The sequence below is a fragment of the Mycobacterium sp. E787 genome (genome assembly GCF_001668725.1).
Classification (GTDB): Bacteria; Actinomycetota; Actinomycetes; order Mycobacteriales; family Mycobacteriaceae; genus Mycobacterium.
In genome coordinates this window covers 154731-169098 of sequence record NZ_LZKL01000037.1, presented here as the reverse complement: position 1 = coordinate 169098, position 14368 = coordinate 154731, and the positions used below count along the sequence as shown (strand labels likewise).

Annotated in this window: 17 protein-coding genes; 4 read left to right on the top strand and 13 right to left on the bottom strand. The window is 68.1% G+C overall.

Features of this window, described 5'->3' with window-relative positions:
* Positions 1–175: 175 nt before the first annotated feature.
* The 3 genes from A5705_RS08365 to A5705_RS28960 form a co-directional block, all read right to left on the bottom strand.
* The gene (locus A5705_RS08365) at positions 176–550 is read right to left on the bottom strand and encodes a limonene-1,2-epoxide hydrolase family protein (RefSeq protein ID WP_067883731.1); all 375 of its coding nucleotides are present in this window, start codon (positions 548–550) and stop codon (positions 176–178) included.
* A 61-nt stretch (positions 551–611) separates the two neighbouring features.
* Positions 612–1487: a methylmalonyl Co-A mutase-associated GTPase MeaB gene (gene meaB, locus A5705_RS08360; RefSeq protein WP_067883704.1), complete on the bottom strand. Its 876-nt coding sequence runs from the start codon at positions 1485–1487 to the stop codon at positions 612–614.
* A gap of 7 nt (positions 1488–1494) precedes the next feature.
* The gene (locus tag A5705_RS28960) at positions 1495–1632 is read right to left on the bottom strand and encodes a hypothetical protein (protein WP_304528554.1); all 138 of its coding nucleotides are present in this window, start codon (positions 1630–1632) and stop codon (positions 1495–1497) included.
* A 141-nt stretch (positions 1633–1773) separates the two neighbouring features.
* Between A5705_RS28960 and A5705_RS08355 the strand changes: the two genes are divergently transcribed.
* The gene (locus A5705_RS08355; RefSeq protein WP_369803393.1) at positions 1774–2643 is read left to right on the top strand and encodes a proline iminopeptidase-family hydrolase; all 870 of its coding nucleotides are present in this window, start codon (positions 1774–1776) and stop codon (positions 2641–2643) included.
* Between the two features lie 16 nt (positions 2644–2659).
* On the opposite strand, the gene A5705_RS08350 is transcribed toward A5705_RS08355, so the two are convergent.
* From A5705_RS08350 to A5705_RS08335, 4 genes are read right to left on the bottom strand one after another with little or no spacing between them, the layout of a single operon-like run.
* On the bottom strand, positions 2660–3427 hold the full coding sequence (locus A5705_RS08350; RefSeq protein WP_067883703.1) for an enoyl-CoA hydratase/isomerase family protein: 768 nt from the start codon (positions 3425–3427) through the stop codon (positions 2660–2662).
* Entirely contained in the window at positions 3428–4525 is a 1098-nt protein-coding gene (locus tag A5705_RS08345) for an acyl-CoA dehydrogenase family protein (protein ID WP_067883702.1), read from the bottom strand. It lies immediately after the preceding gene.
* Positions 4512–5417 (bottom strand): acyl-CoA dehydrogenase family protein, encoded by a 906-nt coding sequence (locus tag A5705_RS08340; protein WP_067883701.1) that lies wholly within the window; start codon positions 5415–5417, stop codon positions 4512–4514. Before A5705_RS08340 ends, A5705_RS08345 begins: the two co-directional genes overlap by 14 nt.
* A complete protein-coding gene (locus A5705_RS08335) occupies positions 5395–6798 on the bottom strand; it encodes a class I adenylate-forming enzyme family protein (RefSeq protein WP_067883700.1) in 1404 nt (467 codons plus the stop codon). The genes A5705_RS08340 and A5705_RS08335 overlap by 23 nt, the downstream gene beginning before the upstream one ends.
* A 104-nt stretch (positions 6799–6902) precedes the next feature.
* On the opposite strand from A5705_RS08335, the gene A5705_RS08330 reads away from it, so the two are divergent.
* Together A5705_RS08330 and A5705_RS08325 are read left to right on the top strand one after the other, a co-directional pair.
* Complete coding sequence (locus A5705_RS08330; RefSeq protein WP_067883729.1) at positions 6903–7244, top strand: 2Fe-2S iron-sulfur cluster-binding protein; 342 nt, start codon at positions 6903–6905, stop codon at positions 7242–7244.
* A 19-nt stretch (positions 7245–7263) separates the two neighbouring features.
* Positions 7264–7578, top strand: a complete 315-nt coding sequence (locus tag A5705_RS08325) for a DUF4286 family protein (RefSeq protein WP_067883728.1) — start codon at positions 7264–7266, stop codon at positions 7576–7578.
* Here the strand turns inward: A5705_RS08325 and A5705_RS08320 are convergent.
* Both A5705_RS08320 and A5705_RS08315 read right to left on the bottom strand, forming a co-directional pair.
* Positions 7575–8345, bottom strand: a complete 771-nt coding sequence (locus A5705_RS08320; RefSeq protein ID WP_369803392.1) for an LLM class flavin-dependent oxidoreductase — start codon at positions 8343–8345, stop codon at positions 7575–7577. The two genes, A5705_RS08325 and A5705_RS08320, sit on opposite strands and share 4 nt — an antisense overlap.
* 8 nt (positions 8346–8353) lie before the next feature.
* Entirely contained in the window at positions 8354–9247 is an 894-nt protein-coding gene (locus A5705_RS08315; protein WP_067883699.1) for an SDR family oxidoreductase, read from the bottom strand.
* A 166-nt stretch (positions 9248–9413) separates the two neighbouring features.
* On the opposite strand from A5705_RS08315, the gene A5705_RS08310 reads away from it, so the two are divergent.
* Positions 9414–10328: a LysR family transcriptional regulator gene (locus A5705_RS08310; protein WP_156763062.1), complete on the top strand. Its 915-nt coding sequence runs from the start codon at positions 9414–9416 to the stop codon at positions 10326–10328.
* Here A5705_RS08310 and A5705_RS08305 read toward each other — a convergent pair.
* From A5705_RS08305 to A5705_RS08290, 4 genes are read right to left on the bottom strand one after another with little or no spacing between them, the layout of a single operon-like run.
* Positions 10314–11354, bottom strand: coding sequence for a CaiB/BaiF CoA-transferase family protein (locus A5705_RS08305; protein WP_068276737.1), 1041 nt, complete (start codon positions 11352–11354; stop codon positions 10314–10316). The genes A5705_RS08310 and A5705_RS08305 overlap by 15 nt on opposite strands.
* Positions 11351–12307 (bottom strand): LLM class F420-dependent oxidoreductase, encoded by a 957-nt coding sequence (locus A5705_RS08300; protein ID WP_068276734.1) that lies wholly within the window; start codon positions 12305–12307, stop codon positions 11351–11353. The genes A5705_RS08305 and A5705_RS08300 overlap by 4 nt, the downstream gene beginning before the upstream one ends.
* On the bottom strand, positions 12292–12723 hold the full coding sequence (locus A5705_RS08295; RefSeq protein WP_068276731.1) for a cobalamin-dependent protein: 432 nt from the start codon (positions 12721–12723) through the stop codon (positions 12292–12294). Before A5705_RS08295 ends, A5705_RS08300 begins: the two co-directional genes overlap by 16 nt.
* On the bottom strand, positions 12724–14301 hold the full coding sequence (locus A5705_RS08290; RefSeq protein ID WP_068276729.1) for a methylmalonyl-CoA mutase family protein: 1578 nt from the start codon (positions 14299–14301) through the stop codon (positions 12724–12726). It lies immediately after the preceding gene.
* Positions 14302–14368: the final 67 nt, after the last annotated feature.

The following is a 14368-nucleotide window of genomic DNA, read 5'->3' as shown; positions in this document are numbered from 1 at the left end:
GACAACCGACTCGCCGAACAAGGCTGGACCACCCGCACCAACGCCCGCGGCGAAACCGAATGGATCCCGCCCCCGCACCTGGACCGCGGGCAGCCACGCACCAACAGCTACCACCACCCCGAACGATTCCTCCGCGACGCGGACGACGACGAACCCGATTGAGCCGGGTCCGTTTTCAGCCGAACGCTCTGGTGATGGCTCCCATGTCGAAGTAGTCACGCCACGCGACGATGCGGTCGTTGTGCACCTCGAAAACCCCCATCACGGGCAACGGCACGGCTTCGCCGTCCTTGCGGCGCATCACGTCGGTTCGCTCGTTCATCACCAGCGGCCCGTCGCTGATCTGCCGGTGCACGTTGAAGTCGATCCCGTCGAATGCGGCGAGAAAGCCCGCGATGAAATCCCTTATCGCTTGCCGACCTTGCACGGGCTGCATCGGGATGTTGTGGTAGACGGCATCTTCGGTGAAGTAACCGGCTAGCTCGTCAGGATCGGGTGATGCCCACCGTTTGCAGAATTCGGTTACCAGCTCATCGGCCGAACGTGTCATGTATTCATGCAACACAGCGCTATGCGGCAAATCAAGACCTTAAGGCCGTGGCGGTCTTGAGTTATTCCGGGTCAGGCGTGGGTGACAACAGCTTTGCGGCCGCCGAGTAGGGATCGTCGCGCCCGTCGGCCACCGCCTCGGCGAGCTTGTCGAGCTCCGGCCGGGTCCGCAGCAGCGTTTGCGCCAGCGACAGCATCTGCGCGCGGGCCCGCGCCACCCGGCGCTCCCGGCTGTCGGTGCGATGGTGATCGTCGATCGCGGCCACCAGATCGGCGATGCCCTCGCCGCGGGCGGCGACGAGACTGACTATCGGGGCTCTCGTTTCGGCGCGCAGGTCGCGCACCGTCTGTTCGGCGCCCTCCCGGTCGGCCTTGTTGACGGCCACGATGTCGGCGACTTCGAGCACGCCGGCCTTCGCGGCCTGCACCGCGTCGCCCGCCCCGGGGTTGAGGACGACGATGGTGGGGTCGGCGACGGCGGCGATCTCGATCTCCGACTGGCCCACTCCGACTGTCTCCAGCAGCACCACGTCGTATCCGATGGCGCCCAGTAGCCGGATGGCCGCCGGAACCGCGGCCGCCAGGCCCCCGACGTGACCGCGGGTGGCCACCGACCGGATCAGGACGTCGGAGTCGTTGATGTGGGCCGTCATTCGGATGCGATCGCCCAGCAGCGCGCCGCCGCTGAACGGCGACGACGGGTCCACTGCCAGCACCGCCACCCTGGAGCCGCGCTCGCGGTAGGCGCCGACCAGGGCACCGACCGTCGTCGACTTGCCCGCACCCGGCGGCCCGGTGATGCCGACAACTCGAACCGCCGACGGTCCGATGCTCGCCAGCACCTCGTCGCGGCGTTCGCCTTCCACCAGGCTGAGCAGCCGGCCCGCCGCGCGCGGAGACCCGTTGCGCGCACCCGCGATCAGGTCGGCGATGGTCATGTGCGCATTATGGCGCGGCGACCTCGATGACCGTCGCCGAACCCATTCCACCGCCGGCGCACATCGCCGCGACGCCTAATCCCCCACCGCGGCGGGCGGTGCCGATCGGGGTGCGCAGGGCGGACACGATGACGGCTTCAGACACGGGTCTTCTCCGGGTTCGGGCAGCGCATACTGATGAGAACACTATTCTCTCATTGCGAGAGTGGGAGTTGCAAGGAGCAGGAGCCGTTCGAACCCGCGCGTCACCGGCGCGGGATGGCCACATATTTGCGATGGTGGGGGGATGACCCACGGCATGGTCTCGGTCCCAGGCGGAAAGGTCTGGTTCAAGCGGGCCGGCGGCGGCCCCGGTCTTCCGCTGCTCGTCGTCCATGGCGGCCCGGGTCTTCCGCACAACTACTTGAGTTCGCTCGAACGGTTGGCCGACGAGCGGGAGGTGGTGTTCTGGGATCAGCTCGGCTGCGGAAAGTCGAGACGGCCGTCCAACACCGCGCTTTGGACGATGGAACGCTCGGTCGCCGAGATGGACGCGGTGGTGAAGGCGCTGGAACTCAACCGCTTTCACATCTTCGGCAACTCATGGGGTGGGATGCTCGCGCAGCAGTACGTGCTCGACGTGGCCTCGGGCGCGGTCAGCCTGACGATCTCGAACAGCATCGCGTCGATACCCGAGTTCTCGAACATGGTGGCGCGCTTGAAGTCCGAGCTGGACCCGGCGACGCAATCGGCCATCGACCGCCACGAAGCGGCGGGCACGACCTATTCGGCCGAATACCAGGCCGCCATCCGGACCTGGAACGAGACCTACCTGTGCCGGGTGCGTCCCTGGCCCAGGGAACTCGAGGAAGCGTTCAGGAACATGGGCACGGATGTCTTCGAGACCATGTTCGGCCCGAGCGACTTTCACATCGTCGGCAACATCCGCGACTGGGACGTGTTCGACCGGTTGGGCGAGATCGCCTTGCCGACGCTGGTTGTCACGGGGCGGTACGACGAGTGCGTGCCCGAGCACGCCTGGGAGATGCACCAACGCATCCCCGGGTCACGGTTCGAGTTGTTCGAGTCGAGCGCTCACATGCCCTTCATCGAGGAGCCGGACAAGTTCGATTCGGTGATGCGCGAGTTCCTACGGCACCACGACTCGCGAGCGTAGCTCGCGGCATCAGCGATCAGTTCTTGCCGGCATTCAGCTTGGCGACGATCGTCCGGAAGTCCTCCGTCGTGAACGACTGGTGCTCGGCGGACAGCGCATAATCCAGGCTTGCGAGAACCGCGCGCTCCAAATGGATGTTGAGCACCCGTTTGGTGCTCTCGACCGCCTGCTGGGGCAGCTCCAAAATCTTTTCGGCGCAGGCGATCGCCTCCGCGACGGGGTCGGCCGCCACGTGATTGGCCAGTCCGAGTTCGACGGCGCGCTGCGCGCTGATGCGGGTGCCGGTCAGCGCGTACTCCTTGGCGAGCAGCAGGCTGATGTGCAGCGGCCAGGTCAGCGGTCCGCCGTCGGCGGCCACCAACCCCACCTGCACGTGCGGGTCGGCGAGGAAGGCGTTCTCGGCGATGTACACGATGTCGCTCAGCGCCACCAGGCTGCAGCCCAGCCCGACGGCCGGCCCGTTGACGGCCGCCACCACGGGAATCCGGCAGCGCGCCATCCCCAGCACGATCTCGCGGCCGTCCCGGATGGTCTTGGCGCGCAGATCGGCGTCCTGGGACAACTCGGCGAGGTAGGCGAAGTCGCCGCCGGCCGAAAACGCCTTGCCTGCCCCGGTGATCACCGCGGCGCGGGCCGCGGGATCGTCGGTCAACCGCTGCCATAACCGCGCGAGGCCGACGTGCAGGCTGTCGTTGACCGCGTTGAGGTCGTCGGGGCGGTTCAGGGTGATGATTCGCAATGGGCCGTCGGCGCGGACGTCGATTTCGGCCGGCATGTCGTACATTCAGACTCCCAATCCCAAGATTCGCGACGCGATGATGTTTTTTTGTATCTGTGAGGTCCCGCCCATCACGCTCTGCGCGCGGCTGTACAGGTAGGCGCTGAGCAGGTCGGGGTCACGGGTCCCGGCCACCGCCAGCGCGGCGTGACCGACGGACTGCTCGACCCACGTCATCAGCAGCTTGTCCAGCGACCCCTCGGGGCCGTGCGAGACCCCGTCCAACTGCTCGGACAGCCGTCGCCGGACATGATGCGTCAGCATCTCCGACTCGACTGCCGCCCACGCGAGCTCCTCGGATATGGGGCCTCCAGAATCGCTGTTACGCGCGAACAGGTTTCGGACCAGCTTGCCGTAGCGGGCCGCGTAGCCCAGCGTGGAGGGTTCGCGTTCGTGGCCGACGACCGTCATGGCCACCGCCCAGCCCTCACCGGGCGCCCCGACCATCCGGTCCGCGGGCACGGTGGCGCCGTCGAAGAACACCTGGCCGAACTCGTTGGTGACCCCGTTAATCATGCGTAACGGCCGCTGTTGCACGCCAGGCTGTTTCATGTTGAGCACGAACGCCGACAGGCCCCGGTGGCGCTTGGCCCCCGGGTCGGTGCGGGCCAGCAGGAGACACCAGTCGGCGACGTCGGAGTAGCTGGTCCAAATCTTGTGCCCGTGCACCACATAGGTGTCGCCCTCGAGGGTGGCCGTGGTGGTAAGCGACGCCAGGTCCGAGCCGGCGCCCGGCTCGCTGAAACCCTGGCACCACCGCTCGGTGCCGTTGATGATGCCGGGCAGGAACCGCTTGCGCAGCTCGTCGCTGCCATGGCGACCAATCCCGTACACCAGGTAGCCCACGCTGGGGCGCGGCGGAGCGCCGGCCCGGACCAGCTCCTCGTCGACGATGACGTCGTACACGGGCGCCAACTCCTGGCCGCCGTAGTCGCGCGGCCACGACAGACCGAAGAAGCCGTTGTCGTACAGGTCCCGATGCCAGTCGGCCATGCGCTGCCAGTATTCGTCTCCGGAGCCGGCATATTGCTTGGCGTGCAACGCAAGCCAGGAACGAAGGCGTTCCCGGAAGGCGGCCTCGTCGGCCGAGTCACGAAAGTCCAAAGTCGATCTCCTTCAGCGTCACGGGCCAGAGTTCGGTTGATGTCAGCGCCCGGCGCAGGTAGACGTGGACCAGGCAGTCCCAGGTGTTGCCGATGCCGCCGTGGACCTGTACGGCGGTCTCGCACACCGTGCGGGCGGCGCGTGCGCAGTACACCTTCGCAATCTGTGCGGCCCGGATGGCTTCGGCGGGCGCGAGTTCGTCGACTCCCCATGCGGCGTGACGCAACACGCTGACCGAACCCTCGATCAGCGCAAGGCTTTCGGCCAGCAAGTGCGCGATCGCCTGATATGAACCGATCGTTTTGCCGTACTGTTCGCGGATCTTCGCGTAGTCGCAGGCGACCGCGTGCGCGCCACGGGCGATGCCCACCAGGTCCGCGGTGGTAGTGACCAGCGCGAGGGCCAGCCATCGCGCTGCGACGTCGGGGTTCACCTCGCCGAGCGTGGCCGGCGCTCCCGCCAGCTCCGCCTCGGCTCGCGTCAGGTCGGCGCCGGTGCGCGCCGCCGCCACGCCCGCCGCCAGAACGCCGGTGCCACAGAGCGACAAGGCCCGTCGCGCGCCGCGCGCGTCGATCGCCCGGTCGTCGACCGCGACGGTCGCTCCCGCGCTGTCGGCGCCGACGTGCCGGGTGAGGTCATCGGCCAGCACCGGCCCGAGGAACGGCGCGTCGACCAGCCGGCGCCCGAATTCTTCGGCGACGACGGCCACCTCGACGCCGGAGGCACCGTCGGAGCGCAGCGCCCGCCAGCCGGTCGTCTGAATCTGCTTGTCCAGCCTGCTGATTCGGCCCTCGTCGTCGAGATCCTGCACCGCCCCGAGCCCGAGGTCGTCCGCCAGCTTGGCGGCGGCGTCACGAAGCTGCCGCTGTTCAGACGTCAGACGTACATCCATAGGTCTCCTTCAACGCTCGGCGCAGCACCTTGCCCGAGGACAGGCGCGGTATATCGTCCACGAACACAACGCGGCTCAGGCGTTTGTACGAAGCTAGCCTCTCGTCCACCAGGCCGGTCAGCTCGGCCGCTCGCACCGGACCGTCGGCTGCCACGGCGGCCACGATCGCCTCACCGTTGACGCCGTCGGGAACGCCGAACACCGCACAGTCTTTGACGGCCGGATGGCTGTGCAGCACGGTCTCGATCTCGGCCGGTGCGACCTGGAAACCGCGCACCTTGATCATCTCTTTGAGCCGGTCGGTGATGTGCAGCCAGCCGTCGCTGTCGAGCGCGCCGACGTCACCCGTCCGGTACCACCCGTCGCGCATGGCCTCGGCGGTTGCGGCGGCCGGCAGGTATCCCGCCATCAGCGACAGCGAGCGGGCCTGGATCTCCCCCACCTCCCCCGCGCCGACGGGCCGGCCGGTTTCCGGCGAGACCACCCGCACGTCGACCCCGGGCACGGGGCGCCCGACCGAGTCGAGCCGGGCCCCCTGCACCGGATTGCACGCGATCACAGGCAGTTCCGTGGCTCCGTAGGCCGGCACCCAACCGACGCCGGTCCGGCGGGTCACGGCCTCGGCGACGCTGGGACTCACCGGCGTCGCCCCCCACATGATGAAGCGCAGCGACGACAGGTCGTAGGACTCGAGGGCGGGATGCGACGCGATCGCCAGCGCGATCGGCGCGACCGCCATTTCGACTGTGACGCGGTCTTTTTCGATGCATCGCAGCATCTGGTCGATGTCGAATCGCGGATGCAGCCGCATCCGGGCGCCGGTCCGCAACGCGGTGAGGATGTTGAGCAGCCCGAGTATGTGTGACGGCGGCGTGGCGACTTGAATCCGATCGTGCCGGGTCAGCTGCAGGGCCGCGCGCCAGTGGTCCACGGCCTCGTGCAAAGCGGCGTGGGTGTGCCGCACCGCCTTCGGGAGACCGGTGGTGCCGGAACTGAAGGCGAGCACCGCGTCGGCGCGAGGCGGCAGCGAACCGGAGACCGGCTCCCCGGCCGGGATCGGTTCGTCGAGGCTCAGCATGGGCAGCAGGCCGGCCAGCACCGGATGGTCGCCGACCGCATGCTCCGGATCGGTGAGCCCCAGCGCGTGGTCGACCTCGTCGCGCTTCCACGCGGGGCTGAGCAGGACGGCCGTGGCGCCGAGCCGCCAGATCGCCAGCAGGACGGCCACGAACTCCGGCCGGTTGGACGCCATGACCGCGACCCGGCGACCGGCGGTGACACCGTCCTTGGTCAAGGTTGCGGCCAACCCGTCGGCCATCGCGTCGAGCTGGGACAGGCTGAACCGCCGTTCCTCGAACACGAGCGCCGGCGGCTCGGTCACGTCCGTTCCTTCCAGCAGTCCACCACGTCTGAGAAGACCCTATCGCTCTGTGAGAATAGTATTCTCTATAGTGAAGAATGCAAATGCGAGAGGGGGCGGTCGAGGTGACGGTCACCATGATCATCGAGGAGACTCCACGGGTGGCAGATCCCGCATCCACGGACGGCGCCGAGGTCGGCACGGTGACGATCCACCTCGACCGCAAGAAGGTGACGGTGCCACGGGTTCCCGGCGAGACGCTGTTGGAGAGCGCGCGACGGGCCGGCCTCGAACCGCCCTTCAGTTGCGAGGCCGGCAACTGCGGCACGTGCATGGCCCGGCTCGAGGAAGGCCACGCGACCATGCGGGTCAACGACGCTCTCGACGAGGACGAAGTGGCCGAGGGCTACATTTTGACGTGCCAGGGCGTGCCCGATACGGATTCGGTCACGGTGCGCTACGAGTAGCTACGGAGAGGTGGCCGCGATGGCTAAGGGCATCATGCTTGTGGAGAGTCGGCCCAGTTCGCCCGAGCGCGAGCAGGAGTACAACACCTGGTACGACGAAGTACACATCCCCGAACTGCTGGCGCTCGACGGAATCGTCGCGGCACGCCGGCTGCGGCCGGTAGACGGGCAGGGCCCGTATGTCGCCATCTACGAGCTCGAGGGCGACGACCTGCAGGCCATCCTGGACAACATGATCGCCAACGCCGGCCAGCTGCACATGTCCGATGCTCTGCTGCTGGATCCCGCGCCCGTCCCGCGACTGCTCGAAACGACCATCGAGTGCGGCGGCTAGCGGCCGGGCAGCGCAGCGAGCGCAGGAGCTAACCGCTCGAGTTGCTCTATGCCAGAGCCGAACTCGATTCCGATCGGCGGCAGGAGCGTGACGTGGTCGGCGCCGGCGGTCAGCTGCTCATGCACTTGAGCGGCAATGGCCGCCGAGTCGATCGGGTCGCCGACTACGGACACGCCGACGACCAGGAGCTTGTCCGGCCCCAACGTCCGCCGGGCCTGTGTGGTGAACTGTGCGGGCAGCATGGCCGGCAGCGCCCCGTCGGCGATATCACCCGCCAGCGCAAGCATTTTCGGGCCGTTGGCGGCGATGATCTTCGGGTAGGGTGCGTCGGGCGCCGACGGCCAGGTGGGGCTGTCCATCCGGTTCACGTAGTCGCGCATGGTGGCCAACGGGCTGCCGAAATCCCGGCCGACGCTGGCCGCCTGTTCCGGGTAGCCGACGCCGAGGCCCAGCACGAACCGGCCCGGGTAGGCCTGAGCCAGTTGCGCGGCCGCGGCATGCATGGTCTGCGCCGGGCGGGCCCAGATGTTCGCGATGCAGGTGCCGAACGCCATCCTCTCGGTGGCGGACAGCAGCATGCCCAGTTGCACCAGGGCGTCCTTGCCGATGACCTCATTAGTCCAGACGGCGCGGTATCCGGCGTCTTCCAGCCGGCCGGCGGCCGCACGCTGCAGATCGGCGTGCGGGTTGTCGGTGAAGGAGACCGGGAGGCATACGCCAACCGGTCCCAACGCCGCGCGGGCGGCGTCGACCACGGGGTTAGCCACGGCGCCGCTCACTCGCCGAAGTAATGGCCGGCATCGAGATCCTCCAGCAGACCGGGCCATTCGGGCTTCCAGTCCAGCAGTTCTTGCGTCAACGCGCTCGACGTCGGGTTGTCCAGCGATGCGAAGAGTGCGAGAAAGCCGAAATGGCCGGCTTCTTCGGCGGGGATGCTGACGGCCGGGACATCCAGGTGGCGGGCGATGACGCCGGCGATCTCGCGGAACGGCACTCCCTGGTCGGCAACCCCGTGCAATCGCGTTCCCGCGGGAGCGTTTTCGAGGGCCAGCCGGTACAGGCGGGCGGCGTCGAGCGTGTGCAACCCGGGCCAGCGGTTGGAGCCGTCGCCGATGTACGCCGACTTGCCGCTGTCGCGGGCGGTCTTGATCAGGTGGTGGGCGAAGCCATGGTGGTCCAGGTTGCTGTGCACCAACGGCGAGAGCCGGATGACCGAGGAACGCACCCCGCGCTCGGCCATGGCGATCACCGCGTTCTCCGAGTCGATCCGGGGTCCTGCGGGCAATGTGTCGCGTTCGGTCGCCAGGCGCCCCGGCGCGGTAAAGGAGAGCAAGAGAGTTCCCGAGGTGCTCACGAACGGCTTGTCGGTGCCGACGAGCGCCTCACCCATGGCCTCGACGGCGCAGAGATCGGCCTGGGCGGCGCCCGCGAAGTCATCCCAGGCGTGCTTGAAGGCGAGGTGAATGACGCCGTCTGCCGACGCCGCGGCTTGCCGCAGGCCATCGAGGTCGTCGAGATCGCCCCGGTGCACGCTGACGCCCTTCGCCGCCAACGCGGCGGCGGACTCGTCGGAGCGGGCCAGGCCGGCGACATGATGCCCGGCTTCCAGGAGTTCGTCGACGACGGCCGAACCGATGTGTCCGGTCGCGCCGGTCACGAAGACATGCATGGATGGTCCCTTCGATTGCGTTGACATTCGCGACACCAAGTCAACGACCGGGCCGGGCCGGGCGTCCAAGACCTATTCCGGATGGCGCGATACGGAATAAGCATCACCGCACGTCAATTGGGCAATCGCGGCATTGGACGGGATGCCCGACGGTTACACTGTCGGCATGACCGCGCCGGCATCGCCAATGATCGATCTGGACCTGCGGCTGGTCGGATATTTCGTGGTGGTGGCCGAGCATCGGCACTTCGGCCGCGCCGCGAGCGCGCTGCGCGTCGCGCAGCCGTCGTTGAGTCGCCAGATCCGGCGACTCGAGCAACAGCTGGGTGTTCGGCTGTTGGATCGCACGCCACAAGGCACCCGCCTCACGGAGGCCGGAGAGGTGTTTCTGCCCCGAGCCAGGGCCCTGCTGCGCAGCGCCGCGCAGGCCGCCGCCCAGGCCCGGGCCGCAGGGCAGCCCAGCCGCATCACGATCGGCTACACGACCGGGATGATCGTCACTCCGGCGGTGCGCGAGCTGCGCCGCGAGCACCCGGACGCCGAAGTGCAAGTGTCGCACCTGCATTGGGGCCAGGCCCTCGATGCATTGCTCGGGCATCGGGTGGACGCGGTGGTGACCCGGCTGCCGTTTCCCACCGACGGACTGCACGTGACCATCCTCTACGACGAGCCCCGGATGCTCGCGCTGTCAGTCGACCACCGCCTGGCCGGCCGGGATTTTGTGACTCTCGACGACATCGCCGATGACCCGATGCCGCGGGTCCGCGATTCCGACCCGGCGTGGAGTGCCTTCTGGCGCATCGATCCCCGCCCGGACGGGCGCCGAGCGCCCGATGGGCCGTTCATCGACGCGCTCGAGGACAAGTTCGAAGTCATCGCCTCCGGGCAGGCGGTAGCCATCACGGCCGGCTTCCACGGCAACGCGTTGCGGCCTGACATCACCACGGTCCCGTTGAAGGGCGTCGAGCCCTGCCATGTCGTTCTGGCGACGCGCGCCGGCGACCGTGGCCGTCTCGTTTCGGCTTTTCGCAAACTCGCCGAGGCCCACCTCACCGGGCCGCCCGCTTCAGCCCTCGGCTAGTTCCGGCGGGGGCCGGTAGTCGGGCTCGTAGCCCGACACGCGGATCGGGCTGCCGACCAGGCGGAAATCACCCGCGGTCACAACCACTTCCGGTGTCGCCTTCAGCGCCTCGGGCAGCGTCCTGACGGCCGCGGCCGGAACGCCCAGGGGGCGCAGTCGCCGTTCCCAGCCGGCGGCGGTGTCGGTCGCCAGCATCGCCGTGACGACCGCCAGCACCTCGTCGCGGCGGGCAACCCGTTCGGCCATGGTTTCGAATCCGCCGATGCCCGCCTCGGCGGCGAACGACTTCCAGAAACCGTCGTGCGTGATGAACAGCGCCAGATACCCTTCCGCGGTGGGAAAGAGCTGTGCCGGAACGTAATACGAGTGAGCCCCGTTGGGCCGGCGCTGTGGCTCGACGCCGTTGTTGAGGTAGGCCGACGCGTGGTAGTTGAGCTGCGAGAGCATCACGTCGCGCAGCGACACGTCCACCTGGCCGCCAGTGCCGGAGACAATCTTGGCCAACAGCCCCAGTGCGGCGCACATTCCGGTGGAATTGTCGGCCGATGAATAGCCGGGCAGTGTCGGTGGGCCGTCCGGGTCGCCGGTCAGGGCGGCGGTGCCGACTCCCGCCTGAACCACATAATCGAAAGCCGGGTCGTCGCCGCCGTACAGGCCGAACCCGGTGATCGCAACGCAGACGATGCGCTCGTTGTGCCGTCGTAGCTCGTCGTAGGTGAGGCCGAGCCGCCGGATGGCCGACGGCTTCAGGTTCACCAGCAGCGCGTGCGATTCGGCGACCAGCTCACCCAGCTTTCGCTGTCCCGCTTCGGAATTCAGGTCCAACGTGACGCTGGACTTGTTGCGGTTGAGGCTGGCGAAGTAGCTGGCGCCGACGCCGCGGGAGATCTCCCCGCCGCGCGGCTCGATCTTGGTGACTTCGGCGCCGAGGTCGGCGAGCAGCATGGTGGCGTACGGACCCGCCAGCATGGTGCCGACCTCGAGGATGCGTATCCCCGCGAGCGGCCCGGTGTTGCTGCCAGTCAACGCAATTCCGCGGCAAGCGAGGCGATCATTTCGCGGGTGCGGCGCTTGGAAGCGACCAGCTCGTCCCGGTTGTCACCGATGGGCAGTAGCCGCACCGACAGGTCCGTCACCCCGGCGTCGGCGAAGCGGCGCATCCTGGCCAAGATGGCCTCCTCGTCACCGGCCGCACACAGATCGCCGACATCGCGGGCGTCGCCGCGTTCCAGCAGGCGCTGATAGTTGGGCGACACCTCGGCCTCGCCGAGGATGCGGTTGGCCCGCTGCTTGGCCTCGTCGACTTGTGCAGGCGCACAGAGGCATACGGGGATGCCCGCGACGATCCGCGGCGCGGGACGGCCGGCATCCGCGGCGGCCTTGGTGATCTTCGGCGCGATGTGATCACCGATCGCGCGCTCGTCGGCCATCCACAACACGGTGCCGTCGGCGAGTTCACCGGCAAGCTGCAGCATCACCGGGCCCAGCGCGGCGACCAGCACCGGCATCGGGCTGTCGGCGCCGATCGCCAACGGGTTGTGCACCGTGAACGAATCGTTCTCCACGTCAACCGGTCCCGGCCCGGCGATGGCGGCGCCCAGCACCTGCAGGTAGTCGCGGGTGTAGGCGGCCGGCTTCTCATAGGGCAAACCGAGCATGTCGCGGATGATCCAGTGGTGCGACGGTCCGACGCCCAGCGCCAACCGCCCGCCGGCCACCGCGTGCGTCGAGAGCGCTTGGCGGGCAAGGGCAACGGGATGCTGGGCCTGAAGCGGCACCACCGCGGTGCCGAGCTCGATGCGCGAGCTGTGCGCGGCCATCAGCGAGACCATGGTCAGGCAGTCGAAGTCGTCGGGCACCTGCGGCATCCATGCGGTGTCCAGACCCGCGGCCTCGGCCCATTCGATGTCAGACACCAGCTTGTGCACCTTGCGGGCCATGTCGCCACGCTCGGCGCCGATCATCACTCCGACGCGCACTGTTCCTCTTTTTCCGCAACGGGTTCGGGGGTGCCGGTCAGTGCGCGGATCTCGTGCACGAGTGCGTCGAGCGGTGTGCCGGTGGGGAACACCGCGGCGGCGCCGGCGGACAGCAGCTTGGGCACGTCGGCGTGCGGAATGGTGCCGCCGACGACGACGGCGATGTCGGCGGCGTCGGCGGCGCGCAACGCCTCGATGGTCCGCGCGGTGAGCGTCAGGTGCGCACCGGACAGGATGCTCAGCCCGACGACGGCCACGTCCTCCTGGACGGCGATCGAGGCGATGTCTTCGATGCGCTGCCGGATGCCGGTGTAGATCACCTCGAAGCCGGCGTCGCGCAGGGTGCGCGCGACGATCTTGGCGCCGCGATCATGACCGTCCAGGCCCGGCTTGGCCACCAGGATCCGCACCGCCATCTAAAACACCACCGGTTGCTGGAATTCGCCCCACACCCCTTTGAGCGCGGAAACCATCTCACCGACGGTGCAGTACGCATTGGCACAGTCGATCAGCTTGTGCATCAGGTTGTCAGTTCCTGCGGCGTCCCGCGACAACTCCGCGAGCGTGGATCGCACTGCGCTCGAATCCCTTTCGGCCTTCACCTTGGCGAGCCGCTTGAGCTGCAGGTCGCGGCCCTCGGCGTCGAGCTCGTAGCTGACCACGTCGGGTTCCGGTTCGTCGGTCACGAAGCGGTTGACCCCGACGACGGGGCGGGTGCCCGCCTCGATGTCCTGATGCACGCGGAAGGCCTCGTCGGCGATCAGGCCCTGCAGGTAGCCGTCCTCGATCGCGCTGACCATGCCGCCGTGGCGTTCGAGGTCGTCCATGATCTCGACGATGCGGGCCTCGGTGGCGTCGGTGAGCGCCTCGACGAAGTAGGAGCCACCCAGCGGGTCGGCGACGCTGGCGACACCGGTTTCGTAGGCCAGGATCTGCTGGGTGCGCAGCGCCAGCGTGGTGGACTCCTCGGTGGGCAGCGCGAACGGTTCGTCCCAGGCCGCGGTGAACATCGACTGGACGCCGCCGAGCACCGCCGCCATCGCCTCGTAGGCGACCCGAACGAGGTTGTTCTGCGCCTGGGGGGCATACAGGGAGGCGCCGCCGCACACGCAGCCGAAGCGGAACATCGACGCCTTGTCCGTCACCGCACCGTAGCGTTCCCGCACGATCGTCGCCCAACGGCGCCGTCCCGCACGGTATTTGGCGACCTCCTCGAAGAAGTCGCCGTGGGTGTAGAAGAAGAACGAGATCTGCGGCGCGAACTGGTCTATGGTCATCCGGCCGCGTTCGACCACGGTGTCGCAATAGGTGACGCCGTCGGCCAGGGTGAACGCCATCTCTTGCACGGCGTTGGCCCCGGCGTCGCGGAAGTGCGCCCCGGCCACCGAGATCGCGTTGAACCTGGGCACCTCGGCCGCGCAGAACTCGATGGTGTCGGCGATGAGCCGCAGCGAAGGCTCCGGCGGCCAGATCCAGGTCCCGCGCGAGGCGTATTCCTTGAGGATGTCGTTCTGGATGGTCCCGGTGAGCTTCGCCCGCGGTATCCCTTTCTTCTCGGCGGCGGCGACGTAGAACGCCAGCAGGATCGCCGCCGTCCCGTTGATCGTCATGCTCGTGCTGAGCTTGTCCAGTGGGATGCCGTCGAACAAGATCTCGAAGTCGGCCAGGGTGTCCACCGCGACGCCGACCCGGCCGACCTCCTCGCCGAAGTCCGGATCGTCGGAGTCATATCCGCACTGGGTGGGCAGGTCGAGCGCCACTGACAGCCCCGTCCCGCCCTGGTCCAGCAGGTATCGATACCGGCGGTTGGATTCCTCGGCGGTGCCGAAACCGGAGTACTGCCGGAAGGTCCACAACTTGCCCCGATACCCGGACGCGAAGTTTCCCCGGGTGAAGGGGAACTCCCCGGGCGGCGGTGGTTCCGCGGTTCTGTCCGCCGGCCCGTACACGGGCCGCAGCGGGATGCCCGACGGTGTCTGAGCAGCGTTATCCATCGATGAATAACGTACTTGCAAAAAAAGAGAATGCCAATACCACTTGCCTGAGCTGGGAAAACGGCGT